Consider the following 19,474-nt stretch of genomic DNA (forward strand, 5'->3'; position numbering starts at 1 on the left):
ATTGCTTGCATCGCGCAAGGTTCTTGCTACCGCGCGCCAAATTGGCCAGAGAAACTGTCACAGCTTCTGGCCGTTTTGCCGGCGTCATCCCGGCATTGCGCGACAATTTTGAGGGAACAAGGCCGCACCATGTCCATCGCCATCAAGATGCCCGCCCTTTCGCCCACCATGGAGGAAGGCACACTGAGCAAATGGCTCGTCAAAGTGGGTGACAAGGTTTCCGCCGGCGACATCATGGCCGAGATCGAGACCGACAAGGCGACGATGGAATTCGAAGCGGTGGACGAAGGCGTGATTGCTTCCATTGCCGTGGAAGAAGGCACCGAAGGGGTGAAGGTCGGCACCGTCATCGCCATGCTGGCCGAAGATGGCGAGGATCTGGAAGCGGCAGCGGGTGCTGGCGGGGCTGCTGCGCCTGCTCCGGCTGCAAAAGCTGCATCTGCTGCATCTGCTGCATCTGCTGCGGCCGCTGAACCGGCACCGGCCCCAACACAAGCGCCGGCAATGGCAAAGGCTGCCCGCGGCGACCGCCTCGTCGCATCGCCGCTCGCCAAGCGGATTGCGGCGCAAAAAGGCGTCGATCTTGCCGGTGTGAAGGGCAGCGGCCCCAATGGCCGCATCGTGAAGGCCGATGTGGACGGCGCCAAGCCGGGCGCGGCGGCCGCGGCAGCTGCTCCTGCAGCTTCGGCTCCCGCACCCGTTGCCGCGTCCACCGCCGCACAGGATTTCGGCATCCCGCACGAGGTCGAAAAGCTTTCGGGGATGCGCAAGACCATTGCCCGCCGCCTGACCGAAAGCAAGCAGCAGGTGCCGCACATCTACCTCACGGTCGATATCCGCCTCGACAAGCTGCTCAAGCTGCGTGCCGAGCTGAACGACAGCCTCGCATCTCAGGGCGTGAAGCTGTCGGTGAATGATCTGCTGATCAAGGCGCTGGCCAAGTCGCTGCTCGCGGTGCCGGTGTGCAATGTGCAGTTCGCAGGCGATACGCTGCTCAAGTTCAACCGCGCCGATATCTCGGTGGCGGTGTCGATCCCCGGCGGGCTTATCACCCCGATCATCAAGGACGCGGGCAACAAGACCGTGTCGGTTATCTCCAACGAGATGAAGGATCTGGCCGCCCGCGCGCGTGACGGCAAGCTGGCGCCCGAGGAGTATCAGGGCGGCACCGCGTCGCTCAGCAATATGGGTATGTTCGGCATCAAGCAGTTCGAAGCGGTCATCAACCCGCCGCAAGCCATGATCATGGCCATCGGCGCGGGCGAGAAGCGGCCCTATGTGGTCGATGACGCACTGCAGATCGCCACGGTGATGAGCGCCACGGGCAGTTTCGACCACCGCGCGATTGACGGGGCGGACGGCGCGCAATTGATGAAGGTGTTCAAGGAACTGATCGAGGCGCCGCTGGGGCTGCTGGCCTGATGGCGGTTTATCTGGCCGGCCTTCCCGTATGAGCAGCCCGGAAAACCCTCCCGCGCGCGAACCCGCCATCCGCGTCACCTGTATGCCGCGCGACACCAACGCCTATGGCGACATCTTTGGCGGCTGGCTGGTTTCCATCATGGACAACGCCGCCGGTCTCACCGCCGCGCGCCATTCCAAGGGCCGCGCGGTTACCGTGGCCATGGACGGGATGCAGTTCCTCCAGCCGGTCAAGGTCGGCTGCGAAGTCTCGGTCTATACGACAATCGAGAAGGTCGGCCGCACCTCCATGGTGATCGCGGTGGAAGCCTGGCGGCGCGAGCGGCATTCCGAAGATGCTGCCAAGGTGACGCAGGCCAAGTTCACCTTCGTGGCGATTGACGACAACGGCAAACCCCGGCCGGTCGAGGGGTAAACGGAGCAGCACATGACCACCCAGTATGACGTTATCGTTCTTGGTTCCGGCCCCGGCGGCTATGTCGCCGCGATCCGCTGCGCGCAGCTGGGGCTGAAAACCGCGATTGTGGAGCGGGAACTGCTGGGCGGCATCTGCCTCAACTGGGGGTGTATTCCCACCAAGGCGCTGCTTCGTTCGGCGGAAATCCTGCACTTTGCCCAGCACGCACAGGATTACGGCTTGAAACTGGCCGGCACGATCGAGGCGGATCTGGAAGCTGTGGTGAAGCGCAGCCGGGGCGTGGCCAAGCAGCTCAATCAGGGCATTGCGCACCTGATGAAGAAGAACAAGATCACCGTGCATATGGGCACCGGCACCTTGACCGGCCCGACCAGCCTGACTGTTAAAGGCGAGAAGGGGGAGGAGCAGCTTGCCGCCAAGCACATCATCGTCGCCACGGGCGCGCGGGCGCGCGATCTGCCCTTTGCCAAGGCCGACGGCAAGCGCGTGTGGACGTACCGCCACGCCATGGTGCCGCCCGAAATGCCCACCAAGCTGCTGGTGATTGGCAGCGGCGCGATCGGCATCGAGTTCGCCAGCTTCTACAACGATATGGGCGCGGATGTGACCGTGGTCGAAATGCTCGACCGGATCGTTCCGGTGGAGGATGCGGATATCTCCGCCTTCCTTGAAAAGAGCCTGACCAAGCAGGGCATCGCCATCCGCACCGGCGCGGGCGTGGAGGAGCTGAAGGTTTCCGACAAGGGCGTATCGGCCAAGATCAAGCTGAAGGACGGCAAGGTCGAAGCGGGCGAATACAGCCATGTCATCGTCGCCATCGGCATCGTGCCCAATACCGAGAATATCGGCCTCGAAAAGCTGGTGGAGATGGACCGCGGCTTCATCCAGATCGATCCCTATGGCCGCACCAAGGCAAAGGGGCTGTGGGCCATCGGCGATTGCACGCCGGGGCCGTGGCTGGCGCACAAGGCCAGCCACGAAGGCGTGACCTGCGCCGAGGCAATTGCACAGGAACTGGGCGTGAAGGGCCTGCACCCGCACCCGCTCAACCGCAATGCCATTCCGGGGTGCACCTATTGCCACCCGCAGATCGCCAGCGTTGGCCTGACCGAGGCGAAGGCAAAGGAAGCGGGCCGCGCAGTCAAGGTCGGCACCTTCCCCTTCATCGGCAATGGCAAGGCGATTGCGCTGGGCGAGGCGGAAGGCTTTGTGAAGACCGTGTTCGATGCGGCCACGGGCGAATTGCTCGGCGCGCACATGGTGGGAGCGGAAGTCACCGAGATGATCCAGGGTTATGCCACCGCGATGACGCTGGAGACGACTGAGGCGGAACTGATGCAGACCGTCTACCCGCACCCCACCATCAGCGAATCGATGCACGAAAGCGTGCTGGCGGCCTATGGCCGCGCCTTGCACATCTGATCAGGTGCCATCGTATCAAGGGCGGGCGCGACCAAATATGCCAAGGTCGATTGCCTCGGCCATGGCGCGATTTCCCTCGTTATTTGGGTGGACGTGATCGCCCGGATTGAAAACGGGGTTAAGGCGCAGCGGATCAACCGGGTCGCGTGTCGCGGCATCGAAATCGATCACGGCGTCGAACCGCCCGCTCGCCCTGATCCATTCGTTCACCTGCTGGCGCATGGCTTCACCTTCTGCGCTGTAGAAGAACAGGCCCTTGGTGGGCAGCACCGTCGCACCGGCGATCCGCAGGCCATGGAAATGCGCCCGTGTGACCAACTGGTCGAGCCCGGCAATGATTTCCTCGGCCGTGGCGGCCTGTTCAGGCGGCATACCGGGCATGATCGACATATTGATGTCGTTGATGGAAAGCAGCACGATGGCCCATTCCGCGCCCGGCCGGGAAAGCACATCATCGGTAAAGCGCGCCAGCCCCGCATCGCCAGCGCCTGCGCGCAGTAGGCGGTTGCCGGATATGCCGGTGTTGATCACGCTCCATTTCGCGGTTGCCGGATCGGCCTGTAACCGTTCCGCAAGGATATCCGGCCAGCTCTGATTGGCACCGATGGGTGTTGCATAGCCTTCTGTGATCGAATCCCCGAAGGCAATGATTGCGCCCTGCGCCGGGCTGGAACGCGGGACGCTGATCCCGCGCAACCAGAAATAGGAGGCAAGAACCGCCGCATCAGACAGCACCGGATTGCCCACCTGGTCGCCTGCCGCCACAAAGGTCGGCATCAGGCCGATGGCATCGACAGTCTGCGTGAGTGTCTCTTCCGGCAGATGAATCGACACCGCGACATGGGAGAGCGGCGGCACGGAAAGGTCTACCGGGTCACTGACGACTCGCGCGCCGGGCAACACGGTCACCTGCTGGCTGCCTGAAAAGTGCACTTCCCGGCCACTGCCAGCCACCAGACTGCCATCCGCATTGGCCAGCGCCGAGTGGACCTTGCCCAGCAAGACAGGCTGCGCGCCATTGCGATTGGCAAATTCGAGGCGGATCTGGTCACCTCCAGTACTGACACGCGCGATCATGCGCACGGTCTGGTCAGCCAGAACGGCAGGGTAGGGGACGCGCGGGTTGGGAGGGGGAGGTTGATCGGAGGGCGGCATTGGCGGCGACGGAGGTGGCTGCCGACCGGCAAAGGGCGAGGGCGGATCAGGTTGCAGCGGCAGGGCTGTTCCCCAGCTTTCAACCCATGGGGAGGCGCCACCATCGCTTGCGGCAAAAGCTGGGGGCGGGGCCATGAATAGGGCAAGTACCGCCACAAGATTCAGATAGCATCGCATCGACCGCCTCTCCCTTTACGCAAGGATAGCCGCCGCAATTTCACACTGCAAACGATTGCTTACCCCGCCGCGCACGCTATGTTCCGATGGCAAAGGGAAAATGAGAGGAAAATGCCGTGGCGAGGATTTCGCTGATTCTGGCGGCAAGCGCCACGCTTTGCAGCGCAAGTGCGGCGGCACAGGCGCAGGATATGGGTTCGTCCGTCATGCTTGGGCGCGAATTTGCCGCGGTGAATGGCACGACAATCCGCTGTCCTCTGCCAGTCCCGCGCGATGCGGCAACGCTTGCCGCGCAGTTCGACACAGCGCCCCGCGATCTGGACGAAATGTCGGCCATGGCGGCGCATTTCTTTTCCGCCGACAGCCCGATGGGCGCGGCGTTTCGGGAACGTCAGGCGGCGCAATTTGCCAGCGACTGGCCGCTGCGCTGCCGCTATCGCGATGCCAATGCCGATCTGATCGCCAGCGGGACGCGGCCGCGGATCGTGTTCATGGGCGATTCGATCACTGAAGGCTGGGTGGAGGCGGACCCGGCCTTCTTTGCCGATAACGGGTTTGTGGGGCGGGGCATCAGCGGCCAGAGCAGTCCGCAGATGCTGGCCCGCTTCCATCAGGATGTTATCGCCCTGCATCCGCAGGCGGTGCACATCATCGCGGGCACCAATGACATAGGCGGCGCGACCGGCCCGATCACCGAGGACGAGTATCTTGGCACCATCGGCGCAATGATTGATCTTGCCCGCGCCAACGGTATCGCGGTGATCCTTGGCGCATTGCCGCCCATGTCGCGGCTCCTCCCCCGACCCGATTTCGACACGCGGCCTGTGGTCGCACACCTTAACGCCCGACTGGGTGAGCTGGCACGGGCCAAGGGCGTGACCTTTGTCGATTATTTCACGCCGTTGAAAACACCGGATGGCGCATTTGACCCCGCTTTTGCCAATGATGGTGTGCATCCCACGCGGGCCGGCTATGCCCTAATGCGCAATCTGGCCGAAGCCGCCGCGCGCGAGGTATTGGAGGATTGAGGCCGCCTATTCGGCCACCGTGCTTGCGCGCACGATAAGCTGAGGTTGCAGCGTGACCGATTCCACGCTTTCCCCGGCAATCTTGCGAAACAGCAGATCAACCAGCGCATCGGCCCCCGCTTCCAGATCCTGCCGCACCGAGCTTAGCGCAGGCACGGTGCGCCGGGCGAGATCAAGATCGTCAAAGCCGATAACCTTGACATCCTGCGGCACCGAACGGCGGCGGTCCTGCAAGGCTTGCAGGGCAGTCATCGCGATCGTGTCGGAGGTGGCGAAAATGCCGTCCAGCCGGTCGGCAAGATCGAGGAAGCCGGAGATATCCTCCAGCGCCTGTTCGGGGACGAAATGCACAGGCAGCGTGGTGCCCACCGCGTTTTCTCCCGACTGGCGCAGCGCATCGCGGAAACCGTTGAGCCGCTCCTCAACCTCAGGAACAGAAGGGTCGCCAAAGAAGGCCAGCCGGCGGCATCCGAGCGAAAGCAGGTGCTGGGTGGCGATCAGGCCGCCGCGCCGGTTGTCGCTGCCGACCGAACAATAACTCTGGTCGGTCTGGGCCGCACCCCAGACGACAAGCGGTGCGTAATAGCGCGCCACGGCGTTGATCACGTCGGACTGATTGGACTGGCCAATGATGATCATGCCATCCACCCGGCCACTGTCGATCTGGCGCGAGAGCCATTCGGGGTCGTGCGGCACAATCTTGCTCAGCAGCAGATCATAACCCCGGTCGGCCACGCGATCGGCGATGTAGCCAAGCAGCGTCATGAAGAAAGGGTCTGAGATATGCTGGCTTTTCTCATGCCCCAGCGGAACGATCACGCCCACCGTGCCGGTGCGCCCGATACGCAGATTGCGCGCCATGCTGCTGGGGCGGAAATCGAACTGCTCGGCCAATGCGCGGATGCGTTCGCGGGTGGCGGCGGAAATATTGCCCGTCCCGGCCAGCGCGCGTGATACCGTGGCCGTGGAGACCCCGGCGATTTCGGCCAGATCCTGAATGTTCTGGGGCTTGCGGGATATGCCGCGCGATTTCGGCGGTTGGTTGCCCTTCATCCCCATGCCTTTCCTGTGCAATCCTTCGCCGCGGCCAGAGATGCCCATCCCCTTGTGCCTGCAACGTCATCATTTTCATAACGCGGTTGCGGCCAAGCGCAATGCCTACTAACAGTTTGCGTAATCGATTGCAGAATCGAATATATGGGAGGGTTTCCGATGCGTGCGGCACTGCGCTGGTATTTTCGGCCGTTCCGGTCGGTCGTTGTTGCGGCCTGTTTCAGCCTGCTTTCCCTTTGCCTTCTTGCGGCAATTGCACCTGCCCGCGCACAAGTGCCCGCTGGCGAATTGCGGGCAGGCGCGGCGCGTGTGGACATAACCCCTGCGACTTCAGAGCTGCCACCGACATCGCAGGGTGTGCTCGACCCGCTTTATGCCCGCGCCATCGTCATCGACAACGGAAACAGCCGGGCCGCTCTGCTGACAGTCGATGCGGGCGGGCTGCCGACGGCCCTGTGGGAGGCGCTTCGCGTCCGGGCGGAAAGTGAACTCGGCATTCCGCGCGCCAACTTCCTGCTTACCGCCACGCATACGCACAGTGCCCCCTTCCGCCGCGCCGAGGGGTTTGAGGAGCAGCTGTTTGCCGCCGTGCGCGAAGCTGCCCGCCAAATGCAGCCTGCGCGCATGGCCTTTGGCACCGGGCAATCCTGGATCAATGTCAACCGCAACAGGATCGACCCGCAAACGCGCCGCTGGTGGGAAGGGCCAAACTACGATGGGCCTTCGGACAAGACCGTAGCCGTCATGCGGTTCGAGACGCTGGAGGGTGCGCCGATTGCGGTGTATTACAACTACGCCGTCCATCCGGTGATCACGGGCAATCTCGACATGATCAGCGGCGACATTCCCGGCGCAGCCTCGGCCTATCTCGAAGCGTCGCTGGGGGGTGATGCGGTGGCCGTGTGGTCGACCGGTGCATCGGGTGACCAGAACCCGATCTTCTTCAACCAGACCTATGAGCTGCGCGCGATCCGCATTGCGGATTATGCGCGCCGTGGCGAGGATATTTCCAATGCCATGCCTCCGGGAGGACAGGGGCTCGACCGCGGCAATCCGCGCGTGCAACTTCTGCTGGAACAGCAGAAGCAGGTCAATTCCGCTCTGGGGCTGATGCTGGCGGAGGAGGTGCTGCATATCATGCGCGAAGGCTTGCAGCGGCCGCAGCGCAGCGTGGAGATTGCCGGCACACAGCGGTCGGTATTCTGCCCCGGACGGCGGCGGCTGGACAGCGGCCGCGCAGGATATCCCGGCCAATATGAGGATGCCGATCCCTTGCCCATCGGCCTTGCCATGCTGCGGATCGGGGATGTCTATCTGGGCGGGGTCGATGCGGAGGTGTTCAATCCCATTGCCACGCGGTTCAAGGCCGAATCGCCCCGGCAGAACGCGGTTATGGTGACGCTGACCAACGGGACCGCCGGCACCGGCTACATTCCGCACGATGCCGCCTATGCCCAATATACCTTCGAAGTGGTCTCCTCCCGCCTCCAGCCCGGATGCGCCGAAAGCGCGATCGTGAATGGCCTGCTTGATCTGATCGGGGAGGTGGAGAAGTGAACCTTCGCCTCCGGTTCGCGCTGACCTTCGCTCTTCTGGCGAGCTTGGCGCTGCTGTCTGCCGCGCCCCTTGCAGCCCAGGGGGACGAACGGCTGGGCGAGGACGGCACCGTTCGCATGGATGGCGTCTCTGTCCCGCTGTCCAACCTGATGAGCGAGGAAGCGCGCGAATATCTGCGCCATCTCATCCTCGACAAGCCATTCGGAACGGCTGTGCCGGATATTGCCGAGGAGCGCGCCCGGCAGGACGCCATTATGCAAGGTTTCCTTGATCCGATGCGTCGGCGTTATGCCGTGGATATCGCGCAGGACACCATCGGCGGCGTCGTGGTCGATATCGTCACCCCGGCTGGCGGGGTGCCGGCGAATCACTCTGACCGGGTGCTCATCAATCTGCATGGCGGCGGATTTGTTACAGGCGCGCGCTCGGCATCACTGGTGGAAGCGGTGCCACTGGCCGCGCTGATGCAGATCAAGGTCGTTTCGGTCGATTACCGCATGGCGCCAGAACATGGCTTTCCTGCGGCAAGTGAAGATGTGGAAAGCGTGTACCGCGCGCTGCTGGAGCACTATGAACCGGGCAAGATCGCAATCTACGGCTGCTCAGCCGGCGGCTTTCTCACGGCGCAGGCGCTCGCCCGATTTCAAGCGCAAGGGCTGCCCAATCCGGCGGCCGCGGGCGTATTCTGCGCCGCGCTCGATGGCTACAGCGGCGGCGATGCGACCGTGCTTGCCGGCCCCTTGCTGGGTTTTCTCCCACCAACGCCCTCTGCACCCCGAACAGCCCCGCCTCCCGCCGCAGGCCCGAATTACATGAGCAGCGCGCAAAGGGATGATCCGCTGGCCTATCCGCTGGCATCGGCCGAGGTGATCGCGCAATTCCCGCCCACGCTTTTCATCAGCGGCACCCGCTCGTTCGAGTTTTCCGCCGCGCTCAACTCGCATAACGCGCTGGCCCGCGCGGGCGTCGAATCCCGGTTTCACGGGTGGGACGGGATGTTCCATGGCTTCATCTACAATTCCGACCTGCCCGAAGCACGCGAGGCCTACGCAATCATGGCCGACTTTTTTCAAACCCATCTGGCGGACTGATCCATGCAACCCAGCACACCGATGCAAGGCAAGGGCAGTTCCGTTCTGCTGAAAGTCCTCGTCTTCGCCATGTTTGCCATGTTCGCGATGACGACGGATTCGGTCGGCGTGGTGATCCCGGAAGTGATCCGCGAGTTCGACCTGGGGCTGACGGCGGGCGGGTCGTTCCAGTATGCCACGATGTCCGGCATCGCCATTTCCGCCATCGGACTGGGCTTTCTGGCCGATCGGCTTGGTCGCAAGGCCACCATATTGATCGGACTGTCGCTGTTCGCGCTGGGGTCGGCCTTGTTTGCGGCCGGCAATGATTTCCTGTTCTTCACCACGCTGCTTTTCGTATCGGGGCTGGGGATCGGGATATTCAAATCAGGCGCGCTTGCCCTGATCGGCGACCTTTCCAGTTCCACCACGCAGCACGTGCGCACCATGAACCTGATCGAGGGCTTCTTTGGAGTGGGCGCAATCATTGGCCCCGCGCTTGTCGCCTATCTGCTGCAAGTGGGGGCGAGCTGGATCTGGGTCTATCTGCTGGCGGCGGTGATGTGCGGCTTGCTGATTATTGGCACCACGCTCGCCCGCTTCCCCGCGCCTGTTCAATCGCTGGAAAGACCGACACGCGCCAGCGATGCGATCCGGTTGACGACTGATCCGGCGGCGCGGTTTTTCAGCCTTGCGCTGATGCTCTATGTCGCCGCGGAGGCGGCAATCTATGTCTGGGCGCCGACATATCTTGCCGCGTATGAAGGGCCGTGGATCGTGCTGGCCGGATTTGCCGTTTCCATATTCTTCGTGTTGCGTGCGGCAGGCCGTTTTCTGGGGGTGTGGCTGCTGGGCCGATACAGCTGGTCTTTCGTCATCACCATATGCAGTGCGGCCATGGCGCTGCTGTTCTGGGTGGCCGTAATCGGCGGGCGCGAGGTGGCGATTTTTGCGCTGCCGATGACGGGTCTGTTCATGTCGGTCCTGTATCCGACGATAAATTCCACTGGAATCAGTTGTTTCGACAAGCGGCGGCATGGTTCGATTGCGGGCTTGCTGCTGTTCTTCACCTGCGTCAGCGCGGTGCTGGCCCCCTTGGCGATGGGGGCAGCGGGCGATCTCCTTGGCGATAGCCGATTCACGATCGTGCTGGGCGCGGTATTTGCCACCTTGCTTGTGGGTCTTTGCTGCTGGAACGCCGTGCGCCAGCCATTCGCCGCACGCCTGGCAGAGCGCAACCTGGCCGATTACGCCCCGGTTGCCAGTTAAGGCGTGGCGGCTGCAATGAACGATCCAGCACAATTCGACGGGAGCCTTGCCGCGGGGATTGCCCGCAATCGATTGCGTTTGATGGCGAATGTGCTTACTCGAACAATGTGGCGGCAACAGGCTAGGCAATGATGAGGGCTTCAGCGGATAATGGATGTAAGTGCGCGGCGCGCGTGATGGACATTTGCATTACCGGCAGGGCGGGGCTGTGAACAGCAACTGCCCGTCCGCCATCCCTGCTTCGCAAAGCCACCAGCCGGAATACTGGCAGGCCCCGCAAAGCGGCGATTTTCTGAATCCCAACAGCAATTTTGCGCCGGTCATCACGCAGGCCTGTTTTGCCCGAATTGCGCCCGATCTCGATATTTGGGACGCGTGGCCCATTCAATTGCCTGATGGGACGCCGGCCCGGATGGACGGTGGTGACGTGTTGTGGATGGCGCTGGGTGCACCGCATTTTGCAGACCCGGATCAACGCCACAGCCATGCGCGCATCCATCTGTTGCAACAGTCCGGTGTGCATTGGCGACATCTTGGCCCAGCCATGCCCGACGAATTTTCCCCCGGCAGCAGGGAGTGGTCCGGGTCTGCCATTCTGTTGCCGGACATTCGGGAGGTGCTGCTGTTCTTCACCGCCACGGGGCGTCGGGGCGAGCGCAAGGCGTCATTCGAACAGCGCATCTTCAGCGCCCGCGCCACCTTGTCCGCAAACGCGCCCTATACCTTGACCGCGTGGCGGGACCTTGCCGAAGCTTTCGTGCGCGATCCGGCGCATTACATGGCCAGCGATGCAGGGCAGGGGGCGCTGGGCACTATCAAGGCATTCCGCGACCCCGCCTATTTCCGTGACCCCAGCGACGGTGCCAGCTATCTCTTTTTTGCCGGCTCTGCCGCCCATGCGGTATCGGATTACAACGGCGTGATCGGTCTTGCAGTTGCACAGGACGCCGCGCTGTCCCGTTGGAACCTGCTGCCACCTATCGTTAATGCCGAAGGATTGAACAACGAACTGGAACGGCCGCACGTCGTGCATCATGGCGGGCGATATTACCTGTTCTGGTCGACCCAGCGCCATGTATTCAATCCGGCAGGGCCAATCGGACCGACGGGGCTTTATGGGATGGTGAGCGAGTCCATCGCCGGTGAATGGAAACCGCTCAACGACACCGGCCTGGTGTTCGCCAACCCGCCCACCGCGCCGGCACAGGCCTACAGTTGGCTGGTCATGCCCGATCTGTCCGTGACCAGCTTTGTCGACGACTGGGGCGAGGATTCGCCAGGGAAAACCCGGCATTTTGGTGCAAGTTTTGCGCCATTCCTGCAACTTCACATCACGGGCAACCGGGTTTCACTCGTCTAGCAGCGCCTTGCGGTGCGGCGCATTGCCTGACCCTATGCAATCGATTGGCGAAAACCGATTGACAGCGATACCAGTTTAGATGATCTAACGGTGCAAACGATTGCCTTCAACGAGCAATCGATCACTGTGAGGAGGGGTGCATGAAACTTTATCGGCAATTGGCCGCAAGTGCCGCAATGGCAGCAGCGCTGAGTTCGGTCGCGGCCTACGCGCAGCAGAATAGCGTCAGCGAGGAAGAGAGCGACAGCGTTCAAGGCAACAGCGCCCGCAGCGACCAGATCCTCGTCACTGCATCCAAGACCGGCGCCCAGGACCTGCAGGAAGTCCCCTTGGCCATTCAGGTGTTCGACGGCGACAGCCTGCGCGAACGCAATATCACCACGATCGGCGATCTGGTGTCCAGCGTGCCCGGCGCGCAGGAAGGATTCCGCCAGTCCAATGCCTCACGGTTCTACAATTTGCGCGGCAATGTGACGCAAAACGGCGATTCCCCGATCGGCTATTATCTCGACGATACGCCGTTCATCGTGACCAATTTCGGCATCGCACCGCCGGTTCGCTTCATCGACATTGAGCGGGTCGAAGTCCTGCGCGGCCCGCATGGCACGCTGTATGGCCAGGGTTCTTCGGGCGGGGTATTCATCTTTCACACCCGCGATCCTGATCTCAACAGCCTTGAATACGCTTTCGAGGGGGAAAGCTCCTACACCCGCACAGCCGGGGGGCTGAACTGGGGCGGGGCAGGAGCCGTTTCGGTTCCCATTGTGGAAGATGTGCTGGCCGTGCGTGTCAGCGGCGGCGTGTCGCGCGATGCCGGCTATGCCGATGTCTATTTCGGCCCCTTCGACGGGACGCCCGATCAGACCAATGTGAACGAAGCGCGCAACAGCGACATCCGCGTGGTTGCCTTGTTGCAACCGGCGGACAATGTGCAGATCCGCGCACAGTACTGGAACTTCCGCCCGCGGCAGGATTTCACCGGTTTCACCGCCTCGGTTGACCCGGTGTATTTCCAGAACACCGCCGGCCAGCAGGGCTTCTCCAACGGCGATTTTGAATTGATGAGCCTCACGGCCACGTTGGATTTTGACGGCTTCACCGTAACCAGTGCGACGAGCAATCTGGAAGGTGCCTTCGGCATCAACATTCCCATTTCCCCTGCTGGCTTCTTCTCCAGCCAGTTCTTCCCCAAGATGTTCGCGCAGGAATTCCGGGTGAATTCTAACGGCAATGGTCCGTTCAACTGGGTGGTTGGCGCGGCCTATCAGGATGGCAGCGGCCCGCAGGTTAACGCCCTGAAAATTCCGCCGTTCGGCGTCGATATCAATGCAGACAACGATACACTTACCGAAAACTGGGCAATCTTCGGCGAGGTGAGTTACGAGTTGCTCGACGGCAAGCTGATCCCCTTGCTGGGCATCCGCACCTATCATGACAACCGCTCGTTCAGCGACGCCGGTGGTGTGGTGCCGACCAAGGCGAACAAGGAAACCTGGCGCGCCAGCCTGACCTATCTGCCGACAGATAATCTCACCATGTTCATCTCCGCCGCCACAGGTTTCCGGCCCGGTATTGTGCAGTCACGCGTTCAGGTGCAGTCGCTTGAACTCGCAGGTGTCCCCGCGGCCGTTGCCCTTCAGCCCGAAAGCTCTCGCAACTACGAATTCGGTCTCAAATGGCGTTCGCTTGACGATGCCTTGGTGGCAGGGCTCAATCTCTATCGCCTCAAATATACGAATCTCCAGACCTCGGTCACGGGCGGTATCGAGGGTGTGAACGGGTTTGCCAATTTCGGTGATGCCACAACGCAGGGTATCGATCTGGAACTGCGCTGGAACACCCCGCTCGATGGGCTCAATCTGGGCTTTGTCGGCAATATCAACGACAGCGAATACGACACGGTCAATGCTGTAATCGGCGGTAACCAGCCCCTGCTTCAGCCCGGTTCGCGGCTGCTCAATACCTTGGCGAACAACTTCCGCGTCGATGCCAATTACAACGCCCAGATATCCCGCGATCTGGATTTCTTCTCCAACGTAGCGCTCAGCCACAGTGGCAACCGTCTGCAAGCGAATGGCATTACGGCGCGTTCATACAATCTGGTCTCGCTTACGGCGGGGGTGCGTCGGGGCAGCTGGGAACTGGCGCTTATCGGGAACAATCTGTTTGACGAACGCGGTCCGACCTTTGTCGGCACCGCAGGGCCACTTTCGGGTTCGGGCCCGACGCCGCGGACGATCGGTTTGCGCCTTCGTACGACATCGTTCTGACCGCGGGCCGGCAGCCTCCATCTCTCCCGCGTGAGGCTGCCGGCATCCGTGATTGGCAGATTGGCTGTGTTGCTCCATGCTAAACGCGGCGCAGGCAATTCGGGAGCGTGCATGAGAATCGAAGGCATGACACTGTCGCGGCGCGATTTTGGCGGTCTGGGCTTGATGTCACTGGCCGCCGCGATGCTGGCGAAGCCGGGCTTGGCTTTTGCCGCGGCCTCCCAAGGCGAATGGAACGCGCACAGCCTGTCGGTGGCGGAACGGTTGCGTTCGATCGCGCCCGAATTGCGCCCGGCTGCGCGCCGCATGATCGAGAACGGCTTTCCGCCGATCACTGAGGAAGTGCTGCAGGCCATCGCGCAAACCCCGATGCAAGTGCAGCCCATGCCAGACATTGCCGCCGATATACCGGTTTACGAACACCGCGTTCCCGCAGCCGGTTCCTTGCCCGAAGCGCTGGTCTTCGTGATCAATTCCGAACCGACGCTCGCCCGTCCTGCCATTCTGCACATTCACGGCGGCGGGCATGTCGTGGGCAGCGCACGGGGGGAGATCCCGCTGCTGCAGGAAACGGCGCGGGATCTGGATTGCACCCTTGTTTCGGTGGAATACCACTTGTCGCCGCTTGTGCGTTACACCACGTCCACCGAAGAAAATTACGCGGCGCTGCTTTGGCTTCATCGCAACGCGGCGGCGCTGGGTGTGGATGCGGAGCGCATAGCTGTGATGGGCGAAAGCGCCGGCGGCGGCCATGCCGCAATTCTGGCGATCAAGGCGCGTGATCGGGGTGAGGTTCCGTTGCTTTTTCAGTCTCTCGTCTATCCCATGCTGGATGACCGGACGGGAAGCACGCGCGCGGTGCCTGCGCATATTGCCACAGTTGGCTGGAGCCCGCCGGAAAATCGCCTCGGCTGGCGCAGCTTTCTGGGGATGGAGCCGGGATCAGCCCATATTCCTGCCGAAGCGGCGCCGGCCCGCCTGACGGACTTTCGCGGCTTGCCCCCGGCCTGGATCGGGGTAGGCAGCGTCGATCTGTTTGCCAGCGAGGATATCGATTATGCCCGCAAACTGGTGGAGGCCGATGTCCCGACCGAATTGCTGGTTGTGCCCGGCGGGTTCCACGGCTTCGACCGGATAGCCGCAGAAACGGCGGCCGCACAGGCCTTCACGCGGTCGAAGCTGAATGCGCTGCGCCGCGCCTTTGCCAATGGTTGAGAGCACGACGCAGCAACCGCGCCTGGCCGGCGTCGAACTGGGCGGCACCAAGTGCGTGGTGGTGTTGGGAGCAGGTCATGCCATTGTCGCGCGCGAGCAATTCCCCACGACGACGCCGGATGAGACGCTGAGCCGGGCGGCGCAAATCCTGCGCCAGTGGGATATGGCAGAGCCGCTGGCGGCCTTGGGCATTGCCAGTTTCGGGCCTGTCCGGATTGATCCAGCCGCCACGGATTTCGGGAGCATTCTTACCACGCCCAAGCCCGGCTGGGCAGGGGCACAGGTGTTGGCAAGACTTCAGAGCGCTATTGCCGGACCGATCGGGCTCGATACCGATGTCAATGCCGCTGCCCTGGCAGAGCACGCGCACGGCGCGGCGCGGGGCTGTTCCAACGTGGTTTACCTTACCATCGGCACAGGGCTTGGCGGCGGCGTTCTGACCGAGGGCCGGCCCGTGCACGGCGCGCTTCATCCGGAGATCGGACATATTCGTTTGCGCCGCGCTTCCGGAGATAGTTTTGCCGGTATCTGTCCCTTCCACGGTGATTGCGTGGAGGGGCTGATCGCCGGCCCGGCGCTGGCGGAGCGGCTTGGCGGCAGGGCGGCAGAGCTTGCCCCGTCGGATCCGGCATGGCGGTTTGTTGCGCATGATCTGGCACAGCTGATCGCGTGCCTCATGCTCACATTTTCGCCGCATCGCATCGTCATCGGCGGTGGAGTTGCCCTTGGGCAACCGCACCTGATTGACAGCGCGCGGCTGCAGGTTCCGGCTTTGCTGGCGGATTACCTTGGCGCGCTGGATGCCGCGAAGATGGAGGATCTGGTGCGCCCGGCCACGCTGGGTGAAAATGCCGGCCCCATCGGTGCCCTCGTGCTCGCAGCCGGCGCCTTGGCGCGGCAAGAGGAAAAGGCTCTTGATTAACTGGGTGGCGGTGGGAGAGAGCCTGCGGACGAACTCTCTCGTCAAAGCTGCGCGAAGATAGGTGATGCTGGAGCGGAAACCTGCGTAGGCGCTCGACAGGCGGACGGTCAATTGCCTACACACATCACATGCCAACTGCATACCACAGCAAATACATAGCCTACGATCTGACAAAGCAGGCGCCCCCGGGCGATGCCGACCAACTCTCGATGTCGCTATTCGATGCATCGGTCGATCTTAATCCCCATCAGATCGAAGCAGCGATGTTTGCTTTACAATCACCAATCTCAGAAGGGGCCATACTCGCTGATGAGGTCGGGCTAGGAAAGACCATTGAAGCGGGGATCGTACTTTGCCAAAAATGGGCAGAGCGCAAAAGACGACTTCTAATCATTTGCCCAGCATCAATCCGGCAGCAATGGGCCAACGAGCTGACGGAGAAATTCAACCTTCCGGCAGTCGTCATTGATGCCAAAACGCACCGATCACTTCGACGCGAAGGCCACGCCTCGCCGCTGGAGCAAAAGGCCGTGGTCATCCTGTCGTACCATTACGCGGCCAAGCTGCAGGACGAGCTTCGTCATATCGCCTGGGACCTCGTTGTTATCGACGAGGCCCACAAGCTCCGCAACGCCTACCGCCCGAGCAATCGTATTGGCCAGGCTCTGCGCTGGGGGACTGAAGGCCGCAAAAAGCTCCTACTCACGGCCACGCCGCTTCAAAACAGCCTCATGGAACTCTACGGGCTGACATCGTTCATTGACGAGAACATTTTCGGTGACCCGAATGCCTTCCGCGCCAAATACGTAAACGCTGGCGGCGACATCCCTGGCCTGCGCCAACGGCTGGCGACATTCTGCAAGCGCACCCTGCGCAAGCAGGTTTTGGAATACGTCCGCTACACCCAGCGCCGGGCCGTCACGCAGCCGTTCTGCCCGACGGACGCCGAGCAGGCGCTTTACGACGCCATTTCCAGATTTCTGCAGCGTGAGGACAGCTACGCGATCCCGACGCGGCAGCGGCATCTGACTGTCCTGATCCTGCGCAAGTTACTCGCATCATCTTCACACGCTATCGCGGGCACGTTGGCCACGTTGCAACAGCGGCTGGTCGATCTTCGCGACGGTGCCGAGCCAGATGACAACTGGACCGACGACATCATCACAGCCGAGGAGATCGAGGAGGAATTGCTCGACGAATGGCTTGCCGATGAAGATGAAGCCGACCAGTCACCCACCGTCATCGAGCCAGCTCGGCTCCGTTCCGAAATTGACGAGATTGCCGCGCTGGCAGCAATGGCACGCTCGATCGGCACCGACACAAAGTCCAAGGCCCTGCTCACCGCACTCGACATCGGTTTTGCCGAACAGAGCCGGATGGGAGCCGCCCGTAAAGCTCTGATCTTCACGGAATCCCGCCGCACCCAGGATTACCTCTACGCTTTCCTCGAATCCCATGGATATGCCGGGCAGGTCGTCACCTTCAGCGGCACCAACAACGGTCCGCGCACAGCCGAAATTTATGACCAGTGGGTCAAAGCCAATGCCAACAGTGGCCGGGTCACGGGATCTCGCGCAATCGACCTTCGCAGCGCCCTGATCGACGAATTCCGAGATCATGCCTCGATCATGATCGCCACCGAGGCTGCGGCCGAAGGTGTCAACCTGCAGTTCTGCTCCCAGGTCATCAATTACGATTTGCCCTGGAACCCGCAACGGATCGAGCAGCGCATCGGCCGCTGCCACCGCTACGGACAGACCCACGATGTCATCGTCATCAATTTCCTGAACGAACGCAACGATGCCGATCAGCGGGTCCACGCCCTGCTGACCGAGAAGTTCAACCTGTTCGACGGTGTCTTCGGTGCATCCGACGACGTGCTTGGCTCGATCGAATCTGGCGTTGATTTCGAGAAGCGGATCCTCGCGATTTACCAGGACTGTCGTACACCAGACGAGATCGTTGCGGCGTTCGATGCCCTGCAGGCCGAGCTCGACGAACAGATCAGCGCCCGCATGGAAGATACCCGCAAGGCCCTGCTGGAGCACTTCGACGAGGACGTTCACGCAAGGCTGCGACTTCGGTTGGAAAATGCGCGCCAGCAGCTTGATCGGGTAGGCCGCGCCTTCTGGAACCTAACCGAATTTGTGCTGCAGGACCGCGCCAGCTTTGATGAAGATGCGCTGACGTTCGAGCTGACGTCACCTCCCGCCGCGGACATTCCCAAGGGCCGGTACCATCTAATTTCCCGGAATGCTGCCGGTCAGCGCCCCTTGGCCGAGCATGGCTACTTCCTCTACCGTCTATCGCACCCGCTCGGCGAATGCGTGATCGAGCAGGCCAAAGCAGCCGAAACGCCAATCGCCGAGTTGCGCTTCGACATCTCCTCGCATCCGGGGCGGGTCGCGGTAGTCGAAGCACTGAAGGGACGGAGTGGCTGGCTCACCCTGCGGCGCCTGACCGTGTCCGCGTTCGAAACCGAAGAGTATCTGCTGTTCTCCGCTATCGATGATGCAGGACGATCCATCGACCAGGAGGCCTGCACAAAGCTATTTGGAATCGCCGCGACGGTTGATGAATGCGCCATCCTGCCGCAAGACCTGTCCGCCCGGCTGGATGCCGAAGCCGATCAGCACGTTCGGGCCACGCTCAATCGCTCGTTGGAGGCCAACAACAAGCATTTCGCAGTGGCCCGCGAACGACTGGAGCAATGGGCGGAGGACAAGATCTTCGCCGCAGAAAAGGCGTTGAAGGACACCAAGGAGCAGATCAAAATGCTCCGTCGAGAGGCCCGTCAGGCAACCACCCTCGAGGAGGAGCACGGCTTCCAGTCACGGATCCAGGAGTTGGAGCGCCGCCAGCGCAAGCAGCGTCAGGACATTTTCGCCCAAGAGGATGAAATCGCCGACAAACGTGATGAGCTGATCGCTGGGCTGCAGAAACGCATGCAGCGTGCGCAAGCGAGTGAAACCTTGTTCACGATCCGCTGGTCCGTCGTATAGGACTACGGACGTGGTCTGAGCCCCTAGATTTCTTCCAGTGATAAGTAGAGTCCGGCCCTGAGAAGGAGACGGACGAATGAAGCGGAGCAGGTTCAGCGAGGAGCAGATCATCGCTGTTTTGAAGGAGCAGGAAG

General features: G+C 62.0%; 14 protein-coding genes. 12 read left to right on the forward strand and 2 right to left on the reverse strand.

Features of this window, described 5'->3' with window-relative positions; translation table 11 throughout:
* Positions 1-129 precede the first annotated feature (129 nt).
* From WFP44_RS03750 to lpdA, 3 genes are read left to right on the forward strand one after another with little or no spacing between them, the layout of a single operon-like run.
* A complete protein-coding gene (locus WFP44_RS03750) occupies positions 130-1,422 on the forward strand; it encodes a pyruvate dehydrogenase complex dihydrolipoamide acetyltransferase (RefSeq protein WP_336925012.1) in 1,293 nt (430 codons plus the stop codon).
* A 28-nt stretch (positions 1,423-1,450) separates the two neighbouring features.
* Complete coding sequence (locus tag WFP44_RS03755; protein ID WP_336925013.1) at positions 1,451-1,837, forward strand: acyl-CoA thioesterase; 387 nt, start codon at positions 1,451-1,453, stop codon at positions 1,835-1,837.
* Between the two features lie 12 nt (positions 1,838-1,849).
* Positions 1,850-3,262 carry a dihydrolipoyl dehydrogenase gene (gene lpdA, locus WFP44_RS03760; RefSeq protein ID WP_336925014.1) on the forward strand — a complete coding sequence of 471 codons (1,413 nt, stop codon included), beginning with the start codon at positions 1,850-1,852 and terminating at the stop codon, positions 3,260-3,262.
* A gap of 15 nt (positions 3,263-3,277) precedes the next feature.
* On the opposite strand, the gene WFP44_RS03765 is transcribed toward lpdA, so the two are convergent.
* Entirely contained in the window at positions 3,278-4,417 is a 1,140-nt protein-coding gene (locus WFP44_RS03765; protein ID WP_336925015.1) for an SGNH/GDSL hydrolase family protein, read from the reverse strand.
* Positions 4,418-4,710: 293 nt separating this feature from the next.
* Between WFP44_RS03765 and WFP44_RS03770 the strand changes: the two genes are divergently transcribed.
* On the forward strand, positions 4,711-5,622 hold the full coding sequence (locus tag WFP44_RS03770) for a GDSL-type esterase/lipase family protein (RefSeq protein WP_336925016.1): 912 nt from the start codon (positions 4,711-4,713) through the stop codon (positions 5,620-5,622).
* Positions 5,623-5,628: 6 nt separating this feature from the next.
* Here the strand turns inward: WFP44_RS03770 and WFP44_RS03775 are convergent, their stop codons facing one another.
* Complete coding sequence (locus tag WFP44_RS03775) at positions 5,629-6,675, reverse strand: LacI family DNA-binding transcriptional regulator (protein WP_336925017.1); 1,047 nt, start codon at positions 6,673-6,675, stop codon at positions 5,629-5,631.
* A gap of 159 nt (positions 6,676-6,834) precedes the next feature.
* On the opposite strand from WFP44_RS03775, the gene WFP44_RS03780 reads away from it, so the two are divergent.
* The 8 genes from WFP44_RS03780 (at position 6,835) to WFP44_RS03815 (ending at position 19,340) form a co-directional block, all read left to right on the forward strand.
* A complete protein-coding gene (locus WFP44_RS03780; protein WP_336925018.1) occupies positions 6,835-8,232 on the forward strand; it encodes a neutral/alkaline non-lysosomal ceramidase N-terminal domain-containing protein in 1,398 nt (465 codons plus the stop codon).
* Positions 8,229-9,323 (forward strand): alpha/beta hydrolase, encoded by a 1,095-nt coding sequence (locus WFP44_RS03785; protein WP_336925019.1) that lies wholly within the window; start codon positions 8,229-8,231, stop codon positions 9,321-9,323. Before WFP44_RS03780 ends, WFP44_RS03785 begins: the two co-directional genes overlap by 4 nt.
* 3 nt (positions 9,324-9,326) lie before the next feature.
* Positions 9,327-10,571, forward strand: a complete 1,245-nt coding sequence (locus WFP44_RS03790; RefSeq protein WP_336925020.1) for an MFS transporter — start codon at positions 9,327-9,329, stop codon at positions 10,569-10,571.
* 160 nt (positions 10,572-10,731) lie between these two features.
* The gene (locus WFP44_RS03795) at positions 10,732-11,931 is read left to right on the forward strand and encodes a glycoside hydrolase family 68 protein (RefSeq protein ID WP_336925021.1); all 1,200 of its coding nucleotides are present in this window, start codon (positions 10,732-10,734) and stop codon (positions 11,929-11,931) included.
* A gap of 140 nt (positions 11,932-12,071) precedes the next feature.
* Positions 12,072-14,201, forward strand: coding sequence for a TonB-dependent receptor (locus tag WFP44_RS03800; RefSeq protein WP_336925022.1), 2,130 nt, complete (start codon positions 12,072-12,074; stop codon positions 14,199-14,201).
* 111 nt (positions 14,202-14,312) lie between these two features.
* Positions 14,313-15,416 carry an alpha/beta hydrolase gene (locus WFP44_RS03805; protein ID WP_336925023.1) on the forward strand — a complete coding sequence of 368 codons (1,104 nt, stop codon included), beginning with the start codon at positions 14,313-14,315 and terminating at the stop codon, positions 15,414-15,416.
* Entirely contained in the window at positions 15,409-16,338 is a 930-nt protein-coding gene (locus tag WFP44_RS03810) for an ROK family protein (protein ID WP_336925024.1), read from the forward strand. Before WFP44_RS03805 ends, WFP44_RS03810 begins: the two co-directional genes overlap by 8 nt.
* A gap of 128 nt (positions 16,339-16,466) precedes the next feature.
* Positions 16,467-19,340, forward strand: a complete 2,874-nt coding sequence (locus WFP44_RS03815) for an SNF2-related protein (RefSeq protein WP_336925025.1) — start codon at positions 16,467-16,469, stop codon at positions 19,338-19,340.
* The last annotated feature ends 134 nt before the right edge of the window (positions 19,341-19,474 follow it).

Source organism: Alteraurantiacibacter palmitatis (assembly GCF_037154115.1).
Taxonomy (GTDB): Bacteria; Pseudomonadota; Alphaproteobacteria; order Sphingomonadales; family Sphingomonadaceae; genus Alteraurantiacibacter; species Alteraurantiacibacter palmitatis.